This is a genomic window from Escherichia sp. HH091_1A (assembly GCF_030295175.1).
Lineage (GTDB): Bacteria > Pseudomonadota > Gammaproteobacteria > Enterobacterales > Enterobacteriaceae > Escherichia > Escherichia coli_F.
This window is the reverse complement of sequence record NZ_AP025747.1, coordinates 3,155,307-3,178,401: the sequence shown is the minus strand read 5'-3', so window position 1 is coordinate 3,178,401 and position 23,095 is coordinate 3,155,307. Positions and strand designations below refer to the sequence as shown.

The following is a 23,095-nucleotide window of genomic DNA, read 5'->3' as shown; positions in this document are numbered from 1 at the left end:
GTCTGGTACGCAATACGTCATCAGGTTTTCTTGCGCGGCTTGCGGCTTTTCGTCACAGCACTCACTTCACTGATCACTACGCCATCGCCCAGGCGAGTGGTCAGTGTCTCACCCACTTTCACCTGCTTAACCTGTTTTAGCACCGCGCCATCAGCGGCGCTGGTAACGCTATAACCGCGTGCGAGCGTGGAGAGTGGACTCACCGCTTCGAGGTGCGTCACTGTGTTACCAAAGCGTTCGCGCGTTGCGCTAAGCTGTACGCGAAGTGTTTCAGCGAGACGATATTCCAGCTGTTGGATCCGCGTTTGCGCACGGTGAATCTTCGGCTGCGGATTTTGCTGATTCAGCCGCTGTGTTAATCGCTGCTGTTGCTGACCGGCGCGTTTAAGCTGATTCTCCAACGCAAAGCTCATCCGCTTTTGCAGACGCTCAAGGGTGGTTTGCTGACGCGCCAGCCGGAGCTGTGGATGCTGTTGCTGCAAGCGGTGATGGATCTGCGTAAAACGTCGCGTGCGGTTGGCGAGGTAGTAATCCATCGCCATTTCCAGCCGTTGCTGGGCTGAATGCACCTGGCGCAGTAACTCTTGTTGATTGCGGCTCACCACTTCGGCGGCAGCTGACGGCGTTGGCGCACGTAGATCAGCAACAAAGTCGGCAATCGTCACATCGGTTTCATGCCCAACGGCGCTAACCACCGGAATGCGGCTGGCAAAAATCGCCCGTGCCACGCGTTCATCGTTAAAACTCCATAAATCTTCCAGCGAACCACCGCCACGCCCGACGATCAGTACGTCACATTCGTTGCGAAGATTCGCCAGCTCAATGGCGCGAACGATTTGCCCCGGTGCGTCATCGCCCTGAACGGCGGTCGGGTAGATGATCACCGGCAGAGACGGATCGCGGCGTTTCAACACATGCAAAATATCGTGCAGTGCAGCACCGGTCTTTGAGGTGATAACGCCCACGCAGTGCGCAGGTGACGGTAGCGGATTCTTGAATTGCTGGTCGAACAAACCTTCAGCCTGCAACTTCGCTTTAAGCTGTTCGTACTTCTGTTGCAGCAAACCTTCACCGGCGGGCTGCATACTTTCGACAATAATTTGATAATCGCCGCGAGGTTCATACAGCGTAATGTTGGCGCGAACTAAAACCTGCTGCCCATGCTGTGGGCGAAAGGTCACCCGGCGATTGCTGTTGCGGAACATCGCACAGCGCACCTGGGCGTTATCGTCTTTAAGCGTAAAGTACCAGTGACCGGAAGCCGGTTGTGTGAAATTAGAGATTTCGCCACTGATCCACACCTGCCCCATCTCATGCTCAAGCAGCAGACGAACCGTTTGATTCAGGCGGCTAACGGTAAAAATTGCAGGGGATTGAGAAGGTAACATGTGAGCGAGATCAAATTCTAAATCAGCAGGTTATTCAGTCGATAGTAACCCGCCCTCCGGGGATAGCAAGCATTTTTTGCAAAAAGGGGTAGATGCAATCGGTTACGCTCTGTATAATGCCGCGGCAATATTTATTAACCACTCTGGTCGAGATATTGCCCATGCTACGTATCGCTAAAGAAGCTCTGACGTTTGACGACGTTCTCCTCGTTCCTGCACATTCTACCGTTCTGCCGAATACCGCTGACCTCAGCACCCAGCTGACGAAAACTATTCGTCTGAATATCCCTATGCTCTCCGCAGCAATGGATACCGTAACGGAAGCGCGCCTGGCTATCGCCCTGGCTCAGGAAGGCGGTATAGGCTTTATCCACAAAAACATGTCTATCGAGCGCCAGGCTGAAGAAGTTCGCCGTGTGAAAAAACACGAATCTGGCGTGGTAACCGATCCGCAGACCGTACTGCCAACCACGACGCTGCGCGAAGTGAAAGAGCTGACCGAGCGTAACGGTTTTGCAGGCTATCCGGTTGTGACCGAAGAAAACGAACTGGTCGGCATCATCACCGGTCGTGACGTGCGTTTTGTTACCGACCTGAACCAGCCGGTCAGCGTTTACATGACGCCGAAAGAGCGTCTGGTAACCGTGCGTGAAGGCGAAGCCCGTGAAGTTGTGCTGGCAAAAATGCACGAAAAACGCGTTGAAAAAGCGCTGGTGGTTGATGATGAATTCCACCTGATCGGCATGATCACTGTGAAGGACTTCCAGAAAGCGGAGCGTAAACCGAACGCCTGTAAAGACGAACAAGGCCGTCTGCGTGTAGGTGCAGCGGTTGGTGCAGGTGCGGGTAACGAAGAGCGTGTTGATGCGCTGGTTGCCGCAGGCGTTGACGTTCTGCTGATTGACTCCTCTCACGGTCACTCTGAAGGCGTTCTGCAGCGTATCCGTGAAACTCGCGCTAAATATCCTGACCTGCAAATCATCGGCGGCAACGTGGCAACAGCTGCAGGTGCCCGCGCGCTGGCAGAAGCCGGTTGCAGTGCCGTTAAAGTGGGTATCGGCCCTGGTTCTATTTGTACTACCCGCATTGTTACTGGCGTCGGTGTTCCGCAGATCACTGCCGTTGCTGACGCAGTAGAAGCCCTGGAAGGCACCGGGATTCCGGTTATCGCTGACGGTGGTATTCGTTTCTCTGGCGATATCGCCAAAGCTATCGCTGCTGGTGCAAGCGCGGTGATGGTAGGTTCCATGCTGGCGGGTACTGAAGAATCTCCAGGTGAAATCGAGCTCTACCAGGGCCGTTCTTACAAGTCTTACCGTGGGATGGGCTCTCTGGGCGCGATGTCCAAAGGTTCTTCTGACCGTTACTTCCAGAGCGACAACGCTGCCGACAAACTGGTGCCGGAAGGTATCGAAGGTCGCGTAGCCTATAAAGGTCGCCTGAAAGAGATCATTCACCAGCAGATGGGCGGCCTGCGCTCCTGTATGGGCCTGACCGGCTGTGGTACTATCGACGAACTGCGTACTAAAGCGGAGTTTGTACGTATCAGCGGTGCGGGCATTCAGGAAAGCCACGTTCACGACGTGACCATTACTAAAGAGTCCCCGAACTACCGTCTGGGCTCCTGATTCTCTTCGCCCGACTTCATGTCGGGCGATTTATATTATCTGTTTCACTTGCCTCGGAATAAGCGTCAATGACGGAAAACATTCATAAGCATCGCATCCTCATTCTGGACTTCGGTTCTCAGTACACCCAACTGGTTGCGCGCCGCGTGCGTGAACTGGGTGTTTACTGCGAACTGTGGGCGTGGGATGTGACAGAAGCACAAATTCGTGACTTCAATCCAAGCGGCATTATTCTTTCCGGCGGCCCGGAAAGCACCACCGAAGAAAACAGCCCGCGTGCGCCGCAGTATGTCTTTGAAGCAGGCGTACCGGTATTCGGCGTTTGCTATGGTATGCAGACCATGGCAATGCAGTTGGGTGGTCATGTTGAAGCCTCTAACGAACGTGAATTTGGCTATGCGCAGGTTGAAGTCGTAAACGACAGCGCACTGGTTCGCGGTATCGAAGATGCTCTGACAGCAGACGGTAAACCTCTGCTCGATGTCTGGATGAGCCACGGCGATAAAGTTACCGCTATCCCGTCCGACTTCATCACCGTAGCCAGCACCGAAAGCTGCCCGTTCGCCATCATGGCAAATGAAGAAAAACGCTTCTATGGCGTACAGTTCCATCCGGAAGTGACTCACACCCGCCAGGGGATGCGCATGCTGGAGCGTTTTGTGCGTGATATCTGCCAGTGTGAAGCCCTGTGGACGCCAGCGAAAATTATCGACGATGCAGTAGCCCGTATCCGTGAGCAGGTAGGCGACGATAAAGTGATCCTCGGCCTCTCTGGTGGCGTGGATTCCTCCGTAACCGCAATGCTGCTGCACCGCGCAATCGGCAAAAACCTGACTTGCGTATTCGTCGACAACGGCCTGCTGCGTCTTAACGAAGCAGAGCAGGTTCTGGATATGTTTGGCGATCACTTTGGTCTGAACATTGTTCACGTTCCGGCAGAAGATCGCTTCTTGTCAGCGCTGGCTGGTGAAAACGATCCGGAAGCAAAACGTAAAATCATCGGTCGCGTTTTCGTTGAAGTATTCGATGAAGAAGCGCTGAAACTGGAAGATGTGAAGTGGCTGGCGCAGGGTACTATCTACCCTGATGTTATCGAATCTGCCGCGTCTGCAACCGGTAAAGCTCACGTCATCAAATCTCACCACAACGTGGGCGGCCTACCGAAAGAGATGAAGATGGGCCTGGTTGAACCGCTGAAAGAGCTGTTCAAAGACGAAGTGCGTAAAATTGGTCTGGAGCTGGGCCTGCCGTACGACATGCTGTACCGTCACCCGTTCCCGGGACCAGGGCTTGGCGTTCGTGTGCTGGGCGAAGTGAAGAAAGAGTACTGCGACCTGCTGCGCCGTGCTGATGCCATCTTCATTGAAGAACTGCGTAAAGCGGACCTGTACGACAAAGTCAGCCAGGCGTTCACCGTCTTCCTGCCAGTACGTTCCGTTGGCGTAATGGGCGATGGTCGTAAGTATGACTGGGTTGTCTCTCTGCGTGCTGTCGAAACCATCGACTTTATGACCGCACACTGGGCGCATCTGCCGTACGATTTCCTCGGTCGCGTTTCCAACCGCATTATCAATGAAGTGAACGGTATTTCCCGCGTGGTGTATGACATCAGCGGCAAGCCGCCGGCGACTATTGAGTGGGAATGATTAACAGCTAACTCATAGCAACTCATTCCTATTCAGATACTAATTTAACCCTCTGTTTTTACAGAGGGTTTTTGTTTTTATGTATTCATTTCTATTCACTCTACACCATATTTTTCTGCGGTACAGGTGACGGTATTACCTTAAAGGTATACTCTCATACCGTCATGAAAATGGTTTCTATACGGGTGAATTGTGCTTACCGATACAAAATTAAAAAACCTCAAGCCGCAGGACAAACTGTACAAGGTCTCCGATCGTGACGGGCTGTATGTAGCTGTGCTTACGTCAGGCACGGTCTCGTTTCGCTATGACTACCGTATCAACGGTCGCCGCGAAACACTGGTAATCGGGCAGTATGGGCGTGACGGTATCAGCCTGGCAGAAGCGCGAGAAGAACTGATTGCTGCAAAGAAGCTGCTTAAAGCAGGCCAGTCACCGGCTGCGGCTAAACGTGACGGTATCAAAAAGATTCGTGGTGCCGAGACGTTTACGGTACATACCGACAGTTATATGAAACACGTCATCCTGGCTGACAGTACCCGCGCAATGAAGCAGGCGGTGATCGACCGTGACATACTTCCAGTTCTTGGCAACAAAATGATGACTGAAATTACCACATCGATGGTTCGTGATTTGTGTGACCGGATTGTCGAACGCGGTGGTCGGGCAACAGCAGTACAGGCAAGGGAGATCATCAGCAGCGTATACCGTCACGCCAATGACCGTGGTCATGGTTTGTTTAATCCTGCGGCTGACATTAAACCTTCGTCTATCGCCATATTTAAACCAAGAGAGCGAACACTGACACCAGAAGAAATTGGCCTGTTCTTCCGCACGCTGGATGCCATTGGTGCTATGGGCACTATGAAAATGGCTTTAAAGCTGGTGCTTATCACTATGGTTCGTAAAGGCGAATTCACCAACGCAACGTGGGATGAAATAGATTTTAAAAAATGGACATGGACAATTCCTTCAGACCGCATGAAGGGAAGCCGGGCGCACGTTATTTACCTGCCTAAACAGGCTCAGGATATATTGGTCGGGTTGCAGATGTGCGCTGGTGGAAGTGAATATCTGGTTCCTGGTCGTTACAATTTCCGGAAGCCATTATCTAATGCCGCGCTGAACTCTCTGATCGACAGAACGGTGAAAATAATAAATGAAGATGGTGAGCATATTCAGGGCTTCACCGTACACGATATGCGCCGTACAGCCAGTACGTTGTTGCATGAGGCTGGTTATCCTTCAGACTGGATTGAAAAGGCTCTGGCACATGAGCAGAAAGGTGTGCGCGCCGTATATAACAAAGCGGAATACGCCAGACAGCGCGCCTACATGTTGCAGCAGTGGGCCGATATGATTGATTCCTGGATTAACGGGGAGCATACGGATCTGATTCCGTTCTCCCCGTCGAAGTTTGAGAAGTGGATGGCGGGGGAATAATTTTGCCCGGCACATCCCTGTGCCGCCGCCCGTCAGAAGAATCCTGCTTTGTCGTTGATGTACTCCGCGTGAGTCTGGATATCACGCAGGCATTTGCTCACACCGACGATGTAGCAGAACATGGTGGTCAGCTCCGCCGCCGCGCCCGATACGTCGTGCCCGTCGTCCTGCAACTGGTTCAGCAGATTCATCAGCAGTGAGTTCTCCGTCAGACCGAGAACACCAGACGGAGAATGAATCAGGCTGCGGTAGCCGGGCTTCAGCGGGGCGCTGTATTCTTTTTTGTCTTCCAGCTTGATCGCCTCCATAATGGCGGGCATGAAGCCTGACAAGACCTTCTCCACTTTTGTTTCTTGTTGTCTTAAACGTTTCTCGCATTCAATGAAGTAGCGTCGTACCTGACGACCTTTTTCGTTACGCTCGACCATCGCCAGCTCTTTGGCTGTATCGAGGGTTAGGTGGTAGTCTTTTGCAGGACGGCCTCTGCCTATTTTTTCCCGAACTTGGGAAATAATCATAAAGTCTTGATTTTCAACGAAACCATATTCAGCAATTCGTTCGACAATCCACGAAGCAAATCGCTTACCCACATCGAGGAAAGTGTGTAAATCACGGGCATTAACGAGAAGAGCGGTTTCGTTGGATATAGTGCCGTTGAATACGGGGATGAGTTGACTGGTCATGATGACCTCCTTTGAAGTTTTAGTTAGCAATCACCAGTTAGTAGCTGGTGATCGGGTGTCAACTAGAGCCTTCAAAGACGCTCCGGGCATATTCCCCTTTTGGGTATTGTATTACGCCTCTCCACCCGACCTTTGTACGGATGTGACTATGCCAAATTGCAGGCATAAAAAAGCCGCAAAGCTATCGGGTGCGGGTGACCGCTTTGAAGTTCTAGTGCGGTCAGTATGCGATAGCTCTGGCGGCATTGTCAAATCATGCGCCACTGAGTCCAGCAATCTCTGCAATACCAATAGCGAGATAATCGCGATTCGTCAGGCGTGATTTTATTGCATATGTCTTAGCTCCACTGAAGTTGTGATTTTATATGGGTTGCCTTTTACCTCAATAACACGATGAGGATCATTTTTTAGCTCTTCCGTAATCTTCCGTAATCTTCTAACAGCTGAACTTCGGTGTTTATAACGGTAAGTTACAGTTTCTTTTCTCTGCAATACCTCATCATTGCGGTACTTAGTCAAAACCATGACGACTTCAAACCTGACGCCGTTGTGTGCAACCATAATCTGCTTCATGCTGCACGCTCCCGCCCCTGGTTGTCTGTTGGTGACAGCGGAGCATTGCTGAATGCATTTGTTAATCCGCCAATATCCAACGCGTATCCAGGATGTAGTTGCACTGCCGGGTCTTCGCACTGATTACCCCAAACATCGAAGCCATGAGACGTCTGGCGGGCGAACAGTTCAATGCGAGAAACATCGCCTAATAATTGCACAAGTTTTTCACGAACGATATCTGGCTTTCTTGAATGCTCAAGCCGCGGTGCGGTAAATGACTGAACGATCCCTGCATTAATGCGCGTAGGTAGTTTTCCCTTTACCGCAAACAGGCAATCTTCACTATTGGCGCGAGTCATGTGTCCCATACCCATAACCAGTTTATCTGGTTGTCGACTACCACATTTTATCCACGTGAAGCCCTTCATCGTCATCAGACGGAATCCCCAGGCTTCAACAACTTTTAGTGCTTCGAGTGGTTGTGTTGGCACCCACCACATGGCCAACAGACAGTTTTCATCGGCCAAATCCCACACAGGAAGGCGGCAGATATCCAGCACACTCATAACCGGATATTTAAAACCGGCACCGCGATTACCATCTGCGGCTTTGTCCCGGTATACCCAGGGTGGATCTGCATAGATTAGTGTGTATTTCTTAGTCATAAACCACCCCACAACATCCTATGCCGCTATAGTCGCCACGGCGAAGGCCGTTACCTTTTGTGATACATTGGTCCCTGCGAACCGCGATCCTTGCACGTTCAACATCACCAGAAGCAACATCCATACACTGAAGCCAAAGGTGAGCGGCAATGCGGAATTGCCCTTTTTTCTCTCTTTCAATCGCGCGTTTTTCGATCTCTATCGCCGCAGGAGTAACGGCGACAATCTTTGACGGACTGCGCATTGAAACCTTATTCATGTGATATTTTTCAAGTCGGCTTAACTTTCTCACTTAATCCAACCCTCTCTGAAAATTAATGCCAGCAGATAAAGCCATGCTGAAACAGAGGCCAGGAATAAGTACCATCCTGACCATTTGCTCCAGTGCCTTAGCAGCGCACTCATGCAGCGTTGCTCACGGGACGATATACACGTTGCTGAACAGGAGGCTTTTTACCCTGGAACTCTGCCGGGCTTGCTGCCTGACGTTCATCAAGCCAACGCTCAACTTCATCACGGTTCCATGCGCAGCGTTTATCGGTGATATACCAGCGTTTAGGAAATTCCCCTGCGCGCTCCATACGGTCGATAGTGCTCCATGACAGTGGCACCACCGCCAGGAGTTCTTTCTTACCTAATGCACCTTTCATGAATACCTCTCTTGGTTGCAGTGCGGCGCACGTGGCGCCGCGGTGGTGGTTACATAGATGTTTCGTTTAATTCTTCCCGACGAACGCTGTAAACGTCGGTTGCTTTTGCCAGCAGTTCGTCATCATCTGAAAGTTTTTGTGCAATGTATTTGTAAGCCTTATCCAGTTCGGAGACAGTGCTGTAATTCATCGCTGCGCTGGTAAAGGCCATCAGCATTTCTTCTGGATCACGGCTATCCGCTTTACGCGTTTGCTCATCAGGCTTTTTCATTGGTTTAGCGTTGATCAGACTGTTCATTCCCGCAGCAGTAGTTGTTTGCGGAGTAATGTCTCGTTCAACGCGCGGTGCCGTTTCCTGTAATTCGTCAGGGGTGTAAACACCGAGAAGTACATCAGGAGCGTGCAGGCGAGCCCATCGTTTCGTGCAAAGATAGGCAAGCTGCTGGCGCGGATCCTGTTCCCACAATGGAGAGTTACGCACTCCGGCTTGCGCCATACTGATGGTAAGCTCACGTGGTTCTGCTTCTCCTTTAAGAACTGCTGACACAGTTACCGTCAGATTCGGTGATTTATCTGTTTTGCCGTTAACATTCGACCAGTCACCGCTCCAGCGATAATTCAGGCGTGTCGCCAGCAGGCTGGAAGAGGATACGACCGCGTTTACCAACTGTGCTTCGTAGCCTAACGTTCCGTTTACCACATGCGTTTTCTGCGCCACGGCGAAAGGGTTCATTCCCCACTGTGCCGCCTGCATGGTCACCGCCAGGCAATCGGCAGGTTTGCCTTCAAGATGTTTCGGTACAGTCGCTTTGCTTTGTGACATCAACTCAGCGAAACGCACCAGTTGATTCATGCCCTCGGGGCTGAAGATTGCCGCAGCAGTGCCTACAGTTGCGCCTGGTTGTGATGTGATTGCGATATCATTGCTCATACGTACATATCCTGTTTACGTGCCCAGTCAGGGCGTTTAATAATTTCCACTCCGCCCCACTCATCGTTGATGCGGCATTCGTGATAGGTATTCAGATCCCGGCGGAACAGAGCGTGCCCGGCATCGACATCCGGCGCATCCAGCTCGAACACGCGTACCGGATACCGACCACAATCAATGCTTTCGCTCACGGCAAGAAAGAAAAAACCATGCGGCTGACCAGTAACCCTCATTGCGCCTTCGCGGTACATTGCGTCCTGCACGTGGTAGCGGAATTCCTCGATGTGACGTGCAAAACGGTCCATATCTGCAACCTTTTTCACGTCGATGATCACGTTGTGCTCGTTCAGCCATTTGTCTGGACGAATTCGGCACAACTCACCCGTCTCTTCATCGTTCCAGTACATTGACGCTTCGCAGTAACCAGGTGCTTCCAACATCCAGCGTGCCGCCGGGTGAGCCATTGCGCTATCACGCATCAGCTCCAGTTTCCGCCACTGCTCTTCATCAAGTACCGAAATACCCATATCCGCCACATCACGAAGAAATGCCTCTTCGTCAGCTTTACCTTGTTTCGTCCGACGATCGAATTTCGGTGAAACAATGAAGCGTTTGTCGAACTCTCCAGGCTCCAGAAGCAGACAGTGCAATGCGGTTCCCATATCCAGTGCAGACTTTTTCTCTTCGTCTTCTGGTGCTGCCTGAATCCATTTAAGAAGCGCCGGATTCTTGGCAACCATGTCCAGTTGCGACTTACTCACGCCGTCACCGGCGTGGTAGTCTTCGTTGCTGATGTCGAAATAAATTCCCGGTTTCATGCCGCGTCCCTCTGTCCATCAAGCTGATCAGCCAGATCCCAGCGGGCGATAATTGCCATTGCCTCTCGCCGATAGGCATCCATCAGTTCTTCGAACTCAGGGCTGTCTTTAGCAGCCTCCAGTACTTCCTGACGAACGCCTTTGCCTGTTACAACGTCGAAAGTTGAGGACAGTTGATGAAGCCGGATACTCTCAATCAGTTCTACTTGTCGGTCATATAGCTGTTCTGACAGTCGGTAGTCCTTGTCGAATGCCTGCATGATTTTTTGAAGATTTTTCTGCTGATTAACGTTCATTATCAGCCCTCCCATATCTCGTTATCGTTGGCCACATCGCGAGCTTCTTTGCTGACGAAAGCCCACTTAATGCCTTCCTGTAAGGTGCGGAACTTCCAGCTCATGAATCCGCATGCAGTAACGCAGTACCAACCGTTGATGATTTTCCACTGCATAACTTGTTACCTCGGTTTGTTACCGTTGAGGTAATAATTATGCGTATCTGGTTTGATGTCAATAGATATGAGTTAAAAAAATTACCTGTTAGGTAATCTAACAGGCAATAAAAAAGCCGCCAGAAGGCGGCTTACTTACTGAAAAATATGATTTTATTGTTTGTTTTTTTCGTTCTGGTTGATGACAAATTCAATGTAACTTTCGATCTTTGCTTTCTCGGTTTCGGGTAACAAAGCGTAGCGCGAGCGGTCATAGTTGATAGTCGCAGGGTCGTGCGGGTGAATCAGTAATTCATAGCCGTGACGCCCGAATGCGGATGCAACATTCTCCAGGGTGGAAATGGAAACGCTGACCTCATTGTTTAACAGGCGGCTGATTGTCACCTGGGCGACGCCGGATGCGCGGTGAAGTTTTCCCTGCGTTGAAAGGTCGCGGCTTTCGCTCATCCAGCGTTCCAGGTTGTGAGCCGCCAGTTGACCAATGTCGCTTGGTCCGACAGGCTGAAAACCTTCCTGAGAAAGCGAGCGATCGATATCAAGCCAGTTACGGGGTTTATTGGCGGCAGCTTCAATTTTTCGCGCAACCTGGTCGCCGATAACCTTCTTGCCAAGAGCCCAGCGGTTTACCAGATTTGCCTGAGTTCCAAGTTTTTCAGCCATCCGCGTCTGAACACCATTGAATTCACGGTCGATCAAGTCGTTGAGATTTTGCCTGCGGACGTCCTGGATACTTTTCATTTTCTGGAAAATCGCCTCATATCTGAATCAGAAGATGATTCAATTTAAAGCAATATTACCCAACAGGTAAATGCACCTCATGGGTAACTATCCTTGATTTTTGTTACCTTATAGGTGAATATTTATTATCTGAAATAAATATCAGGCAATAGCTATGAGCGATAACGGACATTTCGATTTCAAAAAGCACTGGCTTGCACTTACTCCGGATGAGCGTGAAGCCTTCGCACAGGAAGCCGGAACGACGAGTCACTATATCCAGACTCACTTAACAGGTAAGCGCAAAATGCCAGGTAAGGTATTGATGGATGGGCTTTTTAAAGCCTGTAAATCAAGACAATGGCTGCGCTCAAAAGCAGAACTGGCATACTTCTTCTACTCATGATATCCAGCCACAACCCTCTGTAGACCGCCATCCGGCGGTCTTTTCATATCTATTCGTACCTCAAAGGTAATAAAAAACCAAATATGGTTGATCTTTTTTTTGTGTCAGCACAAAATAACCGTAATCCCAATACTAATAACAGGGCTTACCATGGAAATCATTACACGTATTGATGCCGCAAAGCGCGGACTTAAACGCTACTACACCGGAAAACCATGTAAGCACGGACATGACAGTGAACGCTGGGTTTACAACGGACACTGTGTTGAGTGCACCATGGAATCAAACCGTCGCATCAGGGCAGAGATTAAGCAGATCATGATTAATTCCTCCCCACAACACTCAAGCTGATAGCGGAGATTAATCATGAGCAGACATGCAACAGATTGGGCCTGGGAGACAGATCCAGGTAGCTCATCATTAAAGCTCATACTGCTCTCGATGGCTGACAGAGCCGATGAATATAACCTCTGCTACCCCAGCATAGAACGCCTCGTTAAAGACACTTGCCTGAATAAAAAAACCGTGCAGGCCGGGCTTATATCGCTCATGAAAATGGGGCTTATTTCAGATACCGGAGAGAGAAAGGGAGCGACGAAAAGAGTGCGGGTTTTCTCTCTTAATATAACCAAAAACGGGAACATTAAAGGCAACCGGGAAGGGGGTAATGAACCCGAAAACGGTAATGTTACCGAAAACGGGAATATACCCAAAAACGGGATGTTGAATGATCCCAAAAACGGGATGTTGAATGATCCCAAAAACGGGATCCAGAACCAGTCATATAACCAGTCATTTAACCAAGAGAGGGAGAGCAGGACAAAAAGCGGGGATTCTGTGCCTCATGACCCCGGAGCAAACAACGCCGTGATGAATAACTTTGTTCCTCCTGGTGGGCCAGGGCAATTAGGCAAATTTGTCATGCGTGAACAATGGCAGCCATCAGATGACTTTCTTCGGAAAAGCTCATTGCAGGGGATCTACCTGGACAGTCTGCCAACGGCACAGGAACTTGCAGAGTTCAGAATTTACTGGATGGCTGAGGGTAAGGCATACCATCAGGCACAGTGGGAGCAGAAGCTGGCAAGGCGGCTGCAGATTAGCAGACAGAAGCAATCAACATTACCTGATAACAACGTTCCGCACTGGAACAGCCCTGAAGCATGGGAGGATTTCTTGTGAACAACGTTTTTACCGCGATACAAAACCGTGACGGAGAAGCCCTTTCTCGCATGTCAGGTTATGAGCATCAGTACGTCAACAATGACAATGTGGTGAACATGTCAGCAGAGAGGCTTGTTGATGCCCTTTTTAAACAGCTGAAACAACTGTTTCCGGCGGCAGTGGTAACCAACCTGAAGACGCCAGAGCAGGAAGTCGCTGCAAAACAGCAGTGGATTGCTGCGTTTGCTGAAAGTGGGATCCGAACCCGTGAACAGGTTTCTGCTGGTATGCGCCACGCCCGCGCCAGTGAATCTCCGTTCTGGCCGTCGCCAGGGCAATTCATCAAGTGGTGTAAAGACAGCAAGATGGTTCTTGGCGTCACCATTGACGATGTGATGGCGGAGTTTCATCGGTACAGCAAGGAAAAAAGTTTATATCCTGGTGGTCCCGAAAGATTCCCGTGGCGACATCCGGTTATGTACTGGGTCGTATGTGATACCCGCCGTGCAATGTATCAGCGCCAGCTTAGCGAGATTGAGGTTGAGAAACACGCGCGCAGGCTGCTCGATGATTGGGCGAAAAAGGTGGCTTCCGGACAGCAGATACCCGATCCGGTGATCAGCATACAGGCAAAGCCAGAGCCCATGAGTACACCTCCGGACACAGGGAGAGACGTTTACCATCCACCAGGGCGAAGTTTCGGGTGCATGCCTAACGCCGCCACCCTTGGGGGAATAACACCGGCGCAGTGGCTGATGGAGGAATACAGGCGGGGAAAGGCGGCAGGATTTATCAAGTAATACCAGCGCGATAGCGCATTTTTTTACGCCTATATGATTACCTTGTAGGTAATAAAATGTTCTAATTTCTATTGATTTCATGTCTTATGTGGTTTTTAATTACCTAAGGGGTAAATCATGAGAAAACAGATACAGGCTCTTGGTCGACTCAAAACAGGCCAGATGAACAAAACAGAATCTGCGTATTGCCAGCACCTTGAGCTGCGTAAACGTGCAGGAGAAATCGTCTGGTATCGATTTGAGGGTATCAAGTTGCGGTTAGCTGACAACACGTTCTATACGCCCGATTTTGCTGTGATGCTCGCCACCGGCGAGATGGAACTGCACGAAGTGAAAGGTTTCTGGACCGACGACGCCAGGGTGAAAACCAAAGTCGCCGCAGATCAGTATCCGTTCCGAATCATCGGGGTAACGGTTAAACCAAAGAAAGCAGGTGGTGGCTGGAACATCGAAAAGTTCTGAATCGACGATCTTTTTAGTTATCAATGTAATCAATAAGTTATGTGGATAAGCGAGGGTAAAGATGGAAAGTAATATCAAAGGGTTAGTTGCCGCCGGGCATGAGATGGCTTCGGAACTGAAAGCTGAATGTGGTGCCGTTGATATGCGTAGTGTGGCAAAGCTGCTCAGCGATTTGGCAACGCAACTGGAAGTGCAACTGGTGCGTGCTAATGCGCTGGCCGAAGACCACCAGAGAGCGATTGAGTCAATTAAGCAGGCTGATGCGGCTGTTAAGTTGGCACACGAGAAGTTTTCAGCGCTGGCGGCGGAGAATGCGCGGTGCCTTTTTGAGGTATCCCGCTGCCACCAGACAGTTGATGAAATGTTTCACCATAAGGATAAATGGTTTGATAAAGAGTGGCTTTCCGCGCTTTGGTCAACGTCAAAAAAACTAATGGAAAATACCCCAGCCACCGACGCTTTCCTTGCTGAAGTACGTGCGGAAGCACGCAACGAGGGGATTAACTATGCCGCCATCCGTCTTGCTGCTGCGTTCAATCACGGATTTATCAATAAGTCTTTGCGTGAAGTTTTCGACGTTACGCGCATGATTCTGTCAGCGAAAGAAGAGTTGGCTAATGAACCGCACCCGATTGATGGCCTGTCCGGTGAATATGCGGAGAAATCCCTTGAAGAATGGGCGGAACAGATTCGCAAAGGAGGCAACCAGTGAGCAACCGTTTTTACATGATGTGTTTGCGTGAAACTGTGGGTAATAACGCCTCATTCCATTGCCATAACGGCAATGGTTACAGTTCTGATATCGATCGCGCTCATGTTTACACGCTGGAAGAAGCCCTAAAAGCCTGGAATTGTGGGCGAGATATCGATCAGCCTGTTTGTGCCGATAGTGTGGATGCAATGGCTGTGTGGCACGTTGATTGCCAGTACATCCCTACAGAAAGCCTGATTGAGTCAGATTGCACTGCGTATGTAGCCTACAAAAAAGGTAGCTGGAACGGCAACGATGTTTACTGGCTTCAACACGGTGGATTGCCAACAGATGACTTCAGTAAAGCGACCATCTTTAGCGTCGCCAACAAAAACGAACCAGGAATAGTTTGGTTGCCATTTTCCATCGCCGATGCAGCAAAGCGCCGGACGTTCAATATCAATAACTTTAACCGCAGAACAATGGTTCAGGGCGCAGGTTTGGTCATGCCTGACTGGTTGAAAGAGCAGAACAGAAGAAAGAAGTCGCGAAGCGGGAAGGTGCGTTGGAATTGTCCGCATTGCGGAAAAATCACCTGGCAGTACAGCCCATATGATTTTGAAGGCTGTAGTGATTACAACTGTGAAGGATGGCGAGAATGACAATTGACTATCAGGCACTGCGTGAGGCGGCAGAACGTGCAACTCCAGCAATGGAACGCCTGTTAATGTTGCCAGTTGATGATGATTTGTTAAGTGAACAGGAGCTTAAAGATTACGGTGTGGATATTGATGCGCTCAACGCCTTCAAATTTCTGACCGGACCAGAAACCGTGCTGGCGCTGCTGGATGAACGGGAAAGAAACCAGCAATACATCAAACGCCGCGACCAGGAGAACGAGGATATTGCGCTAACGGTAGGGAAACTGCGTGTTGAGCTGGAAGCCGCAGAGAAGCGGATTGCTGACATGGAGGCGCGGGAGGTTGTACTGCCGCGTGCGCACGATGTTCACCCATTAGGGCCGCAGTCGGCGAAAATTTTTTGTGAGTTTCACCGGAGTATCGTGAACAGATGCGCCGATGAGATTCGCAAGGTTGGCGTCAAAGTCAGCATCAAGGGGAATTAGGGATATGGCTGAACTAACCAAAGAATGGCTGAAGCAAACTATCGCTGAATACGAAGCCAATCGTGATGAATTACCGTTTGGACTGGATACCAACAGTGCCATTGAGCTTCAGGCGTTCAAGTTGGCGCTGGCATCGCTGGAAGCAGAGCCTGTTCTGTATCAGTCCTGCACTCGCCCCACCTGGAATAGCGGTGTTCCGTGGACGGAATGGAAAGAACGTAGTCGTGAGTGCTACGAAGACGATTTGCGTTTTACAGACACGCCTGACCATGCCGGTTGGATATACAAATGTCGAAAACTATATACCACTCCGCCAGCGCCGATAGCGTTAGAGGCCATTGAAAACGCAATTGAATACATTCGTAGTATCGCTTTTCACATCGATGAAGACGATTACCACGGCAAACATATTGCGTATTTCATGCGACAAGCATTGGCCTGGCTGGAAGGGCATTCATGCAGCGACGACAGACTGGGTAAAGCCGACAATCAACCAGTACGCGGCAACCAGGCTGCCGAATCCAATCGCGGTAATGAGTGGACCGGCAATCCTGATATTGATAACGCAATCATCATGCTCGACCGCATAGATACGGCGGAAAGTTACGATGATGACCGTATTGAGGCTGTTAAGGCTGTTTTGCGTAGACTGGCAGGCAACTCTCCGGTAACTCCGGATGGTTGGATAAGCTGTAGTGAGCGAATGCCCCCTCAAGATGATTGGATTTTAATTTATTCAAAGCACGGCGAGTATATGGCAGGACAGGTACAAGGGGAATACGTGGAGTTGAGCGACGGCACTTTATCGTGGTTAGGGAACGCCTTGTTCTGGATGCCGCTACCAGAACCGCCGCAGGAGGTGAAGTAATGAACAAGTGCAACGCTCTGCTTTATGCCATGGTGATTGGTTTCGGCCTGGCTGCTGGTATCCGGGTTTATATTGCCTGGGAGTCATTAATCAATCTGGCGTGGAGTGCGATTCGTGGCTAAATCCCCCGCAGAACGCAAAGCCGCGCAGCGCGCTCGGCAGTCCGCCGCCGGTGAGCGCAAAATTGAACTGGTGCTGGATAAGCAGGAGCAGGAAATGCTGGCGCGGAACTGCGCCGCCCGGCGCCCTGGTCGCGATCCCTATGAAATGGCCGAGTACATCGCGCTGCTGATCCGCCAGGATGATGCACGCGTGCGCGGGCGTATAAAATCGATCATTAGAAAACGTTGCGGTAAGTGCGGCGAGAGAGTTCCAGTTAATTCATGTCCGTGTAATGGTGACTCACAATGCTGGGTGACTAAAGGCTGGCATGAAACGAAATTAATAGTGTGACATGTCACGAGTAGATTATGCATGATGAATTTGATGGTTTTGAATACTGCCGCCAACTATGGCGGCTTTATTTTGCATGGTACTATTACCACAACGGTAACTATTACCACGGTGGTTATGATGCCTGCTGAACCTAAAACCTATAAACGCAAATCAACGCAATTTAAGCCACTAACAGCAATGCAGGAGGCTTATTGCCAGTCATACATCAAAACGCCTGAAAACCAGACTCAGGCAGCGATTAACGCAGGATTCTCCCCAAATACAGCGGCAGTTAAAGCCAGTGTCATGATGCGCGATGAACGCATTCAAAAACGGATTGCCGAGTTGATGGAGGAGCGCAACAAACGAATGCGCGTCAGTGCTGATTACGTTCTCATGCGCCTGGTGGAGATCGACCAGATGGACGTGATCGACATCCTCAACGACGATGGGAGCCTTAAGCCAATCCGCGAGTGGCCGAAAATCTGGCGCACTACGCTTAGTGGCTTTGATCTGTCATCGACCATCATGAACATGAACGAGGATTCGATAGAGACAATCCTCAAAAAAATTAAATGGCCTGACAAGGTGAAGAACCTCGAACTGATTGGTAAGCACGTCGACGTCAACGCGTTCAAAGAACGCCTGGATGTTAATGTGAATGTGACAATTGCTGATCGCATAGCGGCAGCCAGGAAGCGACTCAAAGAACGTCAGGATGGTAATCAGTGACAGATACAGCGTTATCTCCTGAAGAGCAGTTGATCGAGGATATTGCAGGGTTCACTCACGATCCGCTTGGCTATGCCCTCTATGCGTTCCCGTGGGGGGAAGAGGGGACTGAACTGGCACATGCCACCGGCCCACGTCAGTGGCAGGCTGATGCGTTCCGAGAGATACGTGATCACCTGCAGAATCCAGAGACGCGCTATCAGCCGCTTATGCTGGCACGCGCTTCTGGTCACGGTATTGGTAAATCCGCATTCATCTCAATGCTGATCAACTGGGGCATGTCCACTTGCGAGGATTGTAAGGTCGTGGTGACCGCCAACACCGACAACCAGCTACGAACGAAGACCTGGCCGGAAATTATCAAGTGGTCGAACCTTGCTATCACGAAAGACTGGTTTACCTGTACCGCTACCGCGATGTACAGCAATGATCCTGGGCACGACAAGCGGTGGCGAGCTGACGCAATCCCTTGGTCTGAGCACAACACTGAGGCATTCGCCGGACTACACAACGAGCGCAAACGCATCATCGTGGTATTCGATGAAGCGTCGAACATTGCGGATCTGGTGTGGGAAGTTGCCGAAGGTGCGCTAACGGACGAAGACACTGAGATTATCTGGGTGGCGTTCGGAAACCCGACGCGTAATACCGGGCGATTCCGTGAATGTTTCCGCAAATATAAACACCGCTGGAAAACTGCGCAGATTGACAGCCGGACGGTGGAAGGCACTAACAAACAGCAGTTGCAGAAATGGGTTGATGACTACGGGGAAGACAGCGACTTCGTTAAAATCCGTGTGCGCGGCATATTCCCTGATGCATCTGAATTGCAGTTTATCCCTACCGGTCTTACTGACGAGGCAATGAAACGGGTGGTAACTGCTGCGCAGGTGGCACATGCTCCGGTGATAATCGGCGTTGACCCTGCATACTCCGGTGTTGATGACGCGGTGATATACCTGCGGCAGGGGCTGCACAGTAAGGTGCTGTGGACCGGCAACAAGACCACTGACGATCTGATTATGGCAAAGCGTATCGCTGACTTTGAAGACCAGTATCAGGCTGACGCGGTGTTCATCGACTTCGGTTACGGTACCGGGCTGAAGTCAATCGGTGACGGTTGGGGGCGCACATGGCAACTTGTTCCGTTCGGTGGCGCGTCTACTGACCCGCAGATGCTCAACAAGCGTGGGGAGATGTTCAACTCATGCAAGACATGGCTGAGGCTGGGCGGCATGCTGGATGACCAGGAAACAGCGGACGACCTGTCGGCGGCAGAGTACAAAGTTCGAGTGGACGGTAAAATCGTTATCGAACCGAAGGAAGATATCAAGGAGCGGCTTGGGCGTTCGCCGGGTAAAGGCGATGCGCTACTGCTGACGTTTGCGTTCCCTGTGTCTAAGCGTCTGCGAATTCCCGGGCAGCAGAACCAGCAAGGCAAGGCCATTACAGATTACGATCCCTATGCTTAATCCGTTAGCGGGGATAATGACGGAGATATCCTCTGGTGAGGATAAAACAAAGCCAGCTCATCGGCTGGCTGTTTGTGACATGTCACGGTGTTATTGCTCGCTTAACTTCTGCTTCAGCAAGTAACCTTCAAGCATCCAGATTTTGTTTACAGCATTCTGCCGGGCAATCTTCCGACCAATTTCCGCATCAAAGTTTTCCGGGCTTGCACAGGCGCTCTCTCCGGTGACGGTGAAGCCGTTGCGCAGCACCAGAACGCAGAACGTCAGCAGAGAAAGTGATTCGTGCGGCTGGTAGTTTACCTCTCCGCCAGTATGTTTCGCTTTTATGGCTACGCCAAAGACACCATCTTCTGCTGTGAAATATGCCTCCTGAGCAATAATGCTCTCGATATGGTCTGGCGTAACGCGCGGCGCGGCTAAACCTTTAGCCTGAATTTCAGATTCAATGTCTTTGTCACTCATAGTCTAATCTCACCTTAAAAAAATGCCCGGCGAACCGGGCGAACTGGAAGCAATGAGTTATGCCTTCCGTGGCTGTACTGGTTTACAGCATGAAGTCATCGCAATGGCGTCCTGCTGTAAAAAGGGCGGTGATAGTCCTTCAAGGGAAACCATCACCGCCAAGCCCCTGGAACTTCTGGCATCACGGTCCTTAGGCGTGATTCTGGCGTGGCATGCAGGATTCGAACCTGCGACCAACCGCTTAGAAGGCGGTTGCTCTGTCCAACTGAGCTAATGCCACAACGCTGAGAGCACTTAGCCTGTTAAGGCGCCACACTTTGTCGCGGCTCCATAAATGCTCTCATCGTTGCACCCTCGTCTCTTCCGAGGCGTCACACCGAATCGCCGGGATGGTGAATCCCCGTGCGCGGAATAAAACCGCTCGACTTGCACATTCCGGCTACCTGGTTCGTTTGCCCGAGCAAGGGAGGGTGCCCCTTAAACGTATCCAGACCGCTATCGGCGCATGTGCCATACGCCGTACTGCTCAAAATAAAATCTCACTCCACCTGTTCAATTTAACGACAAGCCAGTCAGGTTAATAACAGGAATGCACTCTTTGCTTACCTGAAAGGTAATAATTCGTGCGTTAGATGTCAACTGTCTACGATAAATAAATCATATGTGGTTAAATTGGTAATAATTTAATTGCGTACGGAGTCATTGATATGTGCATGGGTAGCTCACCATCAGTGCCTGCAACACCAGAAGTTCAGGCAGCACCACAGGAGCAGGATGCCGCCGTTGTTGATGCCCGCGACGAAGAAACACGTCGCCGTCGCGCTGCTGCTGGTCGTAGTTCTACGCTGCTTACCGGTTCTCAGGGCGACACATCAACCGCTAATACCAGCGGTAAAACGCTGCTTGGTCAGTAACCGGAGTCATTGAAATGGCGGAAACAACTAAAGAGCGATTGAACAAACAGTTCGCACAACTTGAAAGCGAGCGTCAGTCGTTCGAGCCGCACTGGCGCGAGTTGAGTGATTACATCAACCCGCGTGGTTCCCGCTTTCTGACTTCTGAGGTCAACCGTAACGATCGACGCAATACACGTATTATTGATTCGACCGGGACTATGGCGGCGCGCACTCTCGCCAGCGGCATGATGTCAGGCATCACAAGCCCCGCGCGTCCGTGGTTTCGCCTGGCTACGCCAGATCCTGAAATGATGGATTATGGCCCTGTTAAGTTGTGGCTTGAGGCGGTGCAGAACCGCATGAACGATATGTTCAATAAGTCGAATCTCTATCAGTCGCTGCCGCAGTTATACGGAAGCCTCGGCACATACAGCACTGGTGCAATGGCAGTGCTGGAGGATGACGAGGACATCATTCGCACAATGCCATTCCCGATAGGCAGTTACTACCTGGCTAACTCACCTCGTGGCAGTGTTGACACCTGTTTTCGCAAGTTCTCTATGACTGTTCGTCATCTTGTTCAGGAGTTCGGGCTAAATAACGTCAGCGAATCCGTAAAAAGCATGTGGGAAAGCGGCACCTACGAGAAGTGGATCGAAGTGATGCATTCGGTTTACCCGAACATTGACCGCGATACATCGAAGCTGGATAGCAAGAACAAGCCATTCAAATCGGTTTATTACGAGGTTGGTGGCGATAACGACAAGTTGTTGCGTGAGTCCGGATTCGATGAGTTTCCAATTATGGCTCCGCGCTGGGAAGTTAATGGCGAAGATGTTTATGGATCATCATGCCCGGGTATGCTGGCGCTTGGACCTGTTAAGGCATTGCAGCTTCTCCAGAAGCGCAAGTCGCAGTTGATTGATAAAGCCACCAATCCGCCGATGGTTGCTCCGACTTCCCTCAAGAATCAGCGTGCCTCCCTTCTTCCTGGCGACATCACGTATATCGATCAGATTACTGGTCAGGATGGCTTCAGGCCTGCTTATCTGGTTAACCCCAGTACAGCAGATTTGGTGGCAGACATTCAGGACACTCGTCAAATCATTAACAGCGCCTACTTCGTCGATCTGTTCATGATGTTGCAGAACATCAATACCCGCTCAATGCCTGTTGAAGCGGTGATCGAAATGAAAGAAGAAAAGCTTCTGATGTTGGGGCCGGTTCTGGAGCGTCTGAACGACGAATGTCTTAATCCTCTCATTGACCGCGCTTTCTCGATGATGGTGCGTAAAAACATGCTGCCGCCACCGCCTGACGCGATGGAAGGCATGCCCCTGAAGGTCGAATACATTTCCGTCATGGCTCAGGCGCAGAAGTCTATCGGCCTGTCCAGTCTGGCGTCCACGGTTAACTTCATTGGTCAACTTGCGCAAGCGAAACCAGAAGCTCTCGACAAACTCAACGTTGATCAGGCGATCGATGCATTCGCTGATATGTCCGGAGTGTCTCCAACCGTCATTGTTCCGCAGGAACAGGTTGAGCAGGCTCGCCAGCAACGGGCACAGCAGCAACAGCAGCAACAAATGATGGCGATGGGGATGGCGGCGGCACAGGGTGCCAAGACGCTAAGCGAAGCTAAAACTTCGGATCCGAGTGTTTTGTCAGCTATGGCGAATGCAGTTAGTGGTCAGGGTGGGCAATCACAATGACAGATTACGAAGACGATCAACTGAAAGAAGAAAACGCCCGTAAGCAACGTGACATGGCACAGCGTGAAATTGATGACATTCGCTTTGTCATGAGCAGTGAACATGGGCGTCGCGTTGTCTGGTCGGTGCTGGAGAAAGGCCGTGTGTTTTCCGCTATCTCACCGATGGACGCTATGGCAATGGCATTTAATGAGGGGCAACGCAATCTGGCGCTGGAACTGTTTCAGCGCGTTATGGCGCATTGCCCTGAACAGTATTTGAAGATGGCCAAAGAGGCCAGTGAACAGGAGTGAT

30 protein-coding genes, 1 tRNA gene and 1 pseudogene are annotated in these 23,095 nt (G+C 50.7%); 19 read left to right on the top strand and 13 right to left on the bottom strand.

Translation table 11 applies throughout. The features are described from left to right. Window positions 1–20 precede the first annotated feature (20 nt). Window positions 21–1,388, bottom strand: coding sequence for an exodeoxyribonuclease VII large subunit (gene xseA / locus QUF14_RS16035; protein WP_000937868.1), 1,368 nt, complete (start codon window positions 1,386–1,388; stop codon window positions 21–23). Window positions 1,389–1,549: 161 nt separating this feature from the next. On the opposite strand from xseA, the gene guaB reads away from it, so the two are divergent. The 3 genes from guaB to QUF14_RS16020 all read left to right on the top strand — a co-directional run bounded on the left by guaB (window position 1,550) and on the right by QUF14_RS16020 (window position 6,105). Next, window positions 1,550–3,016 (top strand): IMP dehydrogenase, encoded by a 1,467-nt coding sequence (gene guaB / locus QUF14_RS16030; RefSeq protein ID WP_001299507.1) that lies wholly within the window; start codon window positions 1,550–1,552, stop codon window positions 3,014–3,016. Window positions 3,017–3,084: 68 nt separating this feature from the next. Then, window positions 3,085–4,662 (top strand): glutamine-hydrolyzing GMP synthase, encoded by a 1,578-nt coding sequence (gene guaA / locus QUF14_RS16025; protein ID WP_000138270.1) that lies wholly within the window; start codon window positions 3,085–3,087, stop codon window positions 4,660–4,662. 192 nt (window positions 4,663–4,854) lie between these two features. Next, on the top strand, window positions 4,855–6,105 hold the full coding sequence (locus QUF14_RS16020) for a tyrosine-type recombinase/integrase (protein ID WP_176257241.1): 1,251 nt from the start codon (window positions 4,855–4,857) through the stop codon (window positions 6,103–6,105). A gap of 32 nt (window positions 6,106–6,137) precedes the next feature. Here the strand turns inward: QUF14_RS16020 and QUF14_RS16015 are convergent, their stop codons facing one another. From QUF14_RS16015 to QUF14_RS15970, 10 genes are all read right to left on the bottom strand, one after another. After that, a complete protein-coding gene (locus QUF14_RS16015) occupies window positions 6,138–6,788 on the bottom strand; it encodes an antA/AntB antirepressor family protein (protein ID WP_089579944.1) in 651 nt (216 codons plus the stop codon). Window positions 6,789–7,112: 324 nt separating this feature from the next. Next, the gene (locus QUF14_RS16010) at window positions 7,113–7,361 is read right to left on the bottom strand and encodes a hypothetical protein (protein WP_000809680.1); all 249 of its coding nucleotides are present in this window, start codon (window positions 7,359–7,361) and stop codon (window positions 7,113–7,115) included. Continuing rightward, window positions 7,358–8,008 carry an MT-A70 family methyltransferase gene (locus tag QUF14_RS16005; RefSeq protein WP_000163459.1) on the bottom strand — a complete coding sequence of 217 codons (651 nt, stop codon included), beginning with the start codon at window positions 8,006–8,008 and terminating at the stop codon, window positions 7,358–7,360. The genes QUF14_RS16010 and QUF14_RS16005 overlap by 4 nt, the downstream gene beginning before the upstream one ends. Then, entirely contained in the window at window positions 8,001–8,252 is a 252-nt protein-coding gene (locus QUF14_RS16000) for a PerC family transcriptional regulator (protein ID WP_001335975.1), read from the bottom strand. The genes QUF14_RS16005 and QUF14_RS16000 overlap by 8 nt, the downstream gene beginning before the upstream one ends. A gap of 157 nt (window positions 8,253–8,409) precedes the next feature. Beyond that, window positions 8,410–8,658 carry a helix-turn-helix transcriptional regulator gene (locus tag QUF14_RS15995; protein ID WP_000675390.1) on the bottom strand — a complete coding sequence of 83 codons (249 nt, stop codon included), beginning with the start codon at window positions 8,656–8,658 and terminating at the stop codon, window positions 8,410–8,412. A 49-nt stretch (window positions 8,659–8,707) separates the two neighbouring features. Beyond that, window positions 8,708–9,589 carry a RecT family recombinase gene (locus tag QUF14_RS15990; protein WP_052934174.1) on the bottom strand — a complete coding sequence of 294 codons (882 nt, stop codon included), beginning with the start codon at window positions 9,587–9,589 and terminating at the stop codon, window positions 8,708–8,710. Then, window positions 9,586–10,407 carry a PD-(D/E)XK nuclease-like domain-containing protein gene (locus QUF14_RS15985; RefSeq protein ID WP_023352465.1) on the bottom strand — a complete coding sequence of 274 codons (822 nt, stop codon included), beginning with the start codon at window positions 10,405–10,407 and terminating at the stop codon, window positions 9,586–9,588. The genes QUF14_RS15990 and QUF14_RS15985 overlap by 4 nt, the downstream gene beginning before the upstream one ends. Further along, window positions 10,404–10,703 carry a hypothetical protein gene (locus tag QUF14_RS15980; protein ID WP_023352464.1) on the bottom strand — a complete coding sequence of 100 codons (300 nt, stop codon included), beginning with the start codon at window positions 10,701–10,703 and terminating at the stop codon, window positions 10,404–10,406. The genes QUF14_RS15985 and QUF14_RS15980 overlap by 4 nt, the downstream gene beginning before the upstream one ends. Window positions 10,704–10,705: 2 nt before the next feature. Next, complete coding sequence (locus QUF14_RS15975) at window positions 10,706–10,858, bottom strand: hypothetical protein (RefSeq protein ID WP_001198620.1); 153 nt, start codon at window positions 10,856–10,858, stop codon at window positions 10,706–10,708. 153 nt (window positions 10,859–11,011) lie between these two features. After that, window positions 11,012–11,596: a helix-turn-helix domain-containing protein gene (locus QUF14_RS15970; protein WP_000836290.1), complete on the bottom strand. Its 585-nt coding sequence runs from the start codon at window positions 11,594–11,596 to the stop codon at window positions 11,012–11,014. Window positions 11,597–11,750: 154 nt separating this feature from the next. Between QUF14_RS15970 and QUF14_RS15965 the strand changes: the two genes are divergently transcribed. From QUF14_RS15965 to QUF14_RS15905, 13 genes and pseudogenes are all read left to right on the top strand, one after another. Continuing rightward, a complete protein-coding gene (locus tag QUF14_RS15965; RefSeq protein WP_001282457.1) occupies window positions 11,751–11,981 on the top strand; it encodes a hypothetical protein in 231 nt (76 codons plus the stop codon). Window positions 11,982–12,131: 150 nt separating this feature from the next. After that, a complete protein-coding gene (locus tag QUF14_RS15960) occupies window positions 12,132–12,332 on the top strand; it encodes a hypothetical protein (RefSeq protein ID WP_000402893.1) in 201 nt (66 codons plus the stop codon). 15 nt (window positions 12,333–12,347) lie between these two features. Further along, window positions 12,348–13,163 (top strand): DnaT-like ssDNA-binding domain-containing protein, encoded by an 816-nt coding sequence (locus tag QUF14_RS15955; protein WP_286333065.1) that lies wholly within the window; start codon window positions 12,348–12,350, stop codon window positions 13,161–13,163. Beyond that, complete coding sequence (locus QUF14_RS15950; RefSeq protein ID WP_052934273.1) at window positions 13,160–13,945, top strand: replication protein P; 786 nt, start codon at window positions 13,160–13,162, stop codon at window positions 13,943–13,945. The genes QUF14_RS15955 and QUF14_RS15950 overlap by 4 nt, the downstream gene beginning before the upstream one ends. Window positions 13,946–14,062: 117 nt before the next feature. Continuing rightward, complete coding sequence (locus QUF14_RS15945) at window positions 14,063–14,407, top strand: DUF1064 domain-containing protein (protein ID WP_001231255.1); 345 nt, start codon at window positions 14,063–14,065, stop codon at window positions 14,405–14,407. A gap of 61 nt (window positions 14,408–14,468) precedes the next feature. Continuing rightward, window positions 14,469–15,119: a hypothetical protein gene (locus QUF14_RS15940; protein ID WP_100733752.1), complete on the top strand. Its 651-nt coding sequence runs from the start codon at window positions 14,469–14,471 to the stop codon at window positions 15,117–15,119. Continuing rightward, window positions 15,116–15,760: a hypothetical protein gene (locus QUF14_RS15935; RefSeq protein WP_000071054.1), complete on the top strand. Its 645-nt coding sequence runs from the start codon at window positions 15,116–15,118 to the stop codon at window positions 15,758–15,760. Before QUF14_RS15940 ends, QUF14_RS15935 begins: the two co-directional genes overlap by 4 nt. Continuing rightward, a pseudogene (locus tag QUF14_RS29075) lies at window positions 15,757–16,059 on the top strand (ead/Ea22-like family protein); the annotation flags it as partial. The gene QUF14_RS15935 and the pseudogene QUF14_RS29075, both read left to right, overlap by 4 nt. 169 nt (window positions 16,060–16,228) lie before the next feature. Continuing rightward, complete coding sequence (locus QUF14_RS15925) at window positions 16,229–17,092, top strand: DUF551 domain-containing protein (RefSeq protein ID WP_100733751.1); 864 nt, start codon at window positions 16,229–16,231, stop codon at window positions 17,090–17,092. Then, complete coding sequence (locus tag QUF14_RS15920; protein WP_001030561.1) at window positions 17,092–17,214, top strand: hypothetical protein; 123 nt, start codon at window positions 17,092–17,094, stop codon at window positions 17,212–17,214. The genes QUF14_RS15925 and QUF14_RS15920 overlap by 1 nt, the downstream gene beginning before the upstream one ends. After that, window positions 17,207–17,545 (top strand): hypothetical protein, encoded by a 339-nt coding sequence (locus QUF14_RS15915; RefSeq protein WP_100733750.1) that lies wholly within the window; start codon window positions 17,207–17,209, stop codon window positions 17,543–17,545. Before QUF14_RS15920 ends, QUF14_RS15915 begins: the two co-directional genes overlap by 8 nt. Before the next feature lie 39 nt (window positions 17,546–17,584). Further along, window positions 17,585–18,259, top strand: coding sequence for a terminase small subunit (locus QUF14_RS15910; RefSeq protein WP_001090120.1), 675 nt, complete (start codon window positions 17,585–17,587; stop codon window positions 18,257–18,259). Further along, window positions 18,256–19,731: a hypothetical protein gene (locus QUF14_RS15905; protein ID WP_000132534.1), complete on the top strand. Its 1,476-nt coding sequence runs from the start codon at window positions 18,256–18,258 to the stop codon at window positions 19,729–19,731. The genes QUF14_RS15910 and QUF14_RS15905 overlap by 4 nt, the downstream gene beginning before the upstream one ends. Window positions 19,732–19,821: 90 nt before the next feature. Here QUF14_RS15905 and QUF14_RS15900 read toward each other — a convergent pair whose 3' ends face one another. Both QUF14_RS15900 and QUF14_RS15895 read right to left on the bottom strand, forming a co-directional pair. Continuing rightward, window positions 19,822–20,193, bottom strand: coding sequence for a Gp49 family protein (locus QUF14_RS15900; RefSeq protein ID WP_001280573.1), 372 nt, complete (start codon window positions 20,191–20,193; stop codon window positions 19,822–19,824). Between the two features lie 203 nt (window positions 20,194–20,396). Beyond that, window positions 20,397–20,473, bottom strand: a tRNA-Arg gene (locus tag QUF14_RS15895). A 427-nt stretch (window positions 20,474–20,900) separates the two neighbouring features. Between QUF14_RS15895 and QUF14_RS15890 the strand changes: the two genes are divergently transcribed. Genes QUF14_RS15890 through QUF14_RS15880 form a run of 3 tightly spaced genes read left to right on the top strand, consistent with a single transcriptional unit; the run spans window position 20,901 to window position 23,094 of the window. Then, complete coding sequence (locus QUF14_RS15890; protein ID WP_000335899.1) at window positions 20,901–21,107, top strand: hypothetical protein; 207 nt, start codon at window positions 20,901–20,903, stop codon at window positions 21,105–21,107. 14 nt (window positions 21,108–21,121) lie between these two features. Further along, a complete protein-coding gene (locus QUF14_RS15885; RefSeq protein ID WP_100733749.1) occupies window positions 21,122–22,801 on the top strand; it encodes a portal protein in 1,680 nt (559 codons plus the stop codon). Then, entirely contained in the window at window positions 22,798–23,094 is a 297-nt protein-coding gene (locus QUF14_RS15880; protein WP_000133159.1) for a Bbp19 family protein, read from the top strand. The genes QUF14_RS15885 and QUF14_RS15880 overlap by 4 nt, the downstream gene beginning before the upstream one ends. Window position 23,095 lies beyond the last annotated feature (1 nt).

What these genes read in the sequence shown, in the direction of transcription:
- QUF14_RS16000 (WP_001335975.1), bottom strand. Translation starts at nt 8,252, where the DNA reads ATGCGCAGTCCGTCAAAGATTGTCGCCGTTACTCCTGCGGCGATAGAG.
- xseA (WP_000937868.1), bottom strand. Translation starts at nt 1,388, where the DNA reads ATGTTACCTTCTCAATCCCCTGCAATTTTTACCGTTAGCCGCCTGAAT.
- guaB (WP_001299507.1), top strand. Translation starts at nt 1,550, where the DNA reads ATGCTACGTATCGCTAAAGAAGCTCTGACGTTTGACGACGTTCTCCTC.
- QUF14_RS15880 (WP_000133159.1), top strand. Translation starts at nt 22,798, where the DNA reads ATGACAGATTACGAAGACGATCAACTGAAAGAAGAAAACGCCCGTAAG.
- guaA (WP_000138270.1), top strand. Translation starts at nt 3,085, where the DNA reads ATGACGGAAAACATTCATAAGCATCGCATCCTCATTCTGGACTTCGGT.
- QUF14_RS15920 (WP_001030561.1), top strand. Translation starts at nt 17,092, where the DNA reads ATGAACAAGTGCAACGCTCTGCTTTATGCCATGGTGATTGGTTTCGGC.
- QUF14_RS15960 (WP_000402893.1), top strand. Translation starts at nt 12,132, where the DNA reads ATGGAAATCATTACACGTATTGATGCCGCAAAGCGCGGACTTAAACGC.
- QUF14_RS15985 (WP_023352465.1), bottom strand. Translation starts at nt 10,407, where the DNA reads ATGAAACCGGGAATTTATTTCGACATCAGCAACGAAGACTACCACGCC.
- QUF14_RS15965 (WP_001282457.1), top strand. Translation starts at nt 11,751, where the DNA reads ATGAGCGATAACGGACATTTCGATTTCAAAAAGCACTGGCTTGCACTT.
- QUF14_RS15890 (WP_000335899.1), top strand. Translation starts at nt 20,901, where the DNA reads ATGTGCATGGGTAGCTCACCATCAGTGCCTGCAACACCAGAAGTTCAG.
- QUF14_RS15995 (WP_000675390.1), bottom strand. Translation starts at nt 8,658, where the DNA reads ATGAAAGGTGCATTAGGTAAGAAAGAACTCCTGGCGGTGGTGCCACTG.
- QUF14_RS16005 (WP_000163459.1), bottom strand. Translation starts at nt 8,008, where the DNA reads ATGACTAAGAAATACACACTAATCTATGCAGATCCACCCTGGGTATAC.
- QUF14_RS16010 (WP_000809680.1), bottom strand. Translation starts at nt 7,361, where the DNA reads ATGAAGCAGATTATGGTTGCACACAACGGCGTCAGGTTTGAAGTCGTC.
- QUF14_RS15945 (WP_001231255.1), top strand. Translation starts at nt 14,063, where the DNA reads ATGAGAAAACAGATACAGGCTCTTGGTCGACTCAAAACAGGCCAGATG.
- QUF14_RS15980 (WP_023352464.1), bottom strand. Translation starts at nt 10,703, where the DNA reads ATGAACGTTAATCAGCAGAAAAATCTTCAAAAAATCATGCAGGCATTC.
- QUF14_RS15885 (WP_100733749.1), top strand. Translation starts at nt 21,122, where the DNA reads ATGGCGGAAACAACTAAAGAGCGATTGAACAAACAGTTCGCACAACTT.
- QUF14_RS15990 (WP_052934174.1), bottom strand. Translation starts at nt 9,589, where the DNA reads ATGAGCAATGATATCGCAATCACATCACAACCAGGCGCAACTGTAGGC.
- QUF14_RS15970 (WP_000836290.1), bottom strand. Translation starts at nt 11,596, where the DNA reads ATGAAAAGTATCCAGGACGTCCGCAGGCAAAATCTCAACGACTTGATC.
- QUF14_RS15955 (WP_286333065.1), top strand. Translation starts at nt 12,348, where the DNA reads ATGAGCAGACATGCAACAGATTGGGCCTGGGAGACAGATCCAGGTAGC.
- QUF14_RS15900 (WP_001280573.1), bottom strand. Translation starts at nt 20,193, where the DNA reads ATGAGTGACAAAGACATTGAATCTGAAATTCAGGCTAAAGGTTTAGCC.
- QUF14_RS16015 (WP_089579944.1), bottom strand. Translation starts at nt 6,788, where the DNA reads ATGACCAGTCAACTCATCCCCGTATTCAACGGCACTATATCCAACGAA.
- QUF14_RS15940 (WP_100733752.1), top strand. Translation starts at nt 14,469, where the DNA reads ATGGAAAGTAATATCAAAGGGTTAGTTGCCGCCGGGCATGAGATGGCT.
- QUF14_RS15975 (WP_001198620.1), bottom strand. Translation starts at nt 10,858, where the DNA reads ATGCAGTGGAAAATCATCAACGGTTGGTACTGCGTTACTGCATGCGGA.
- QUF14_RS15925 (WP_100733751.1), top strand. Translation starts at nt 16,229, where the DNA reads ATGGCTGAACTAACCAAAGAATGGCTGAAGCAAACTATCGCTGAATAC.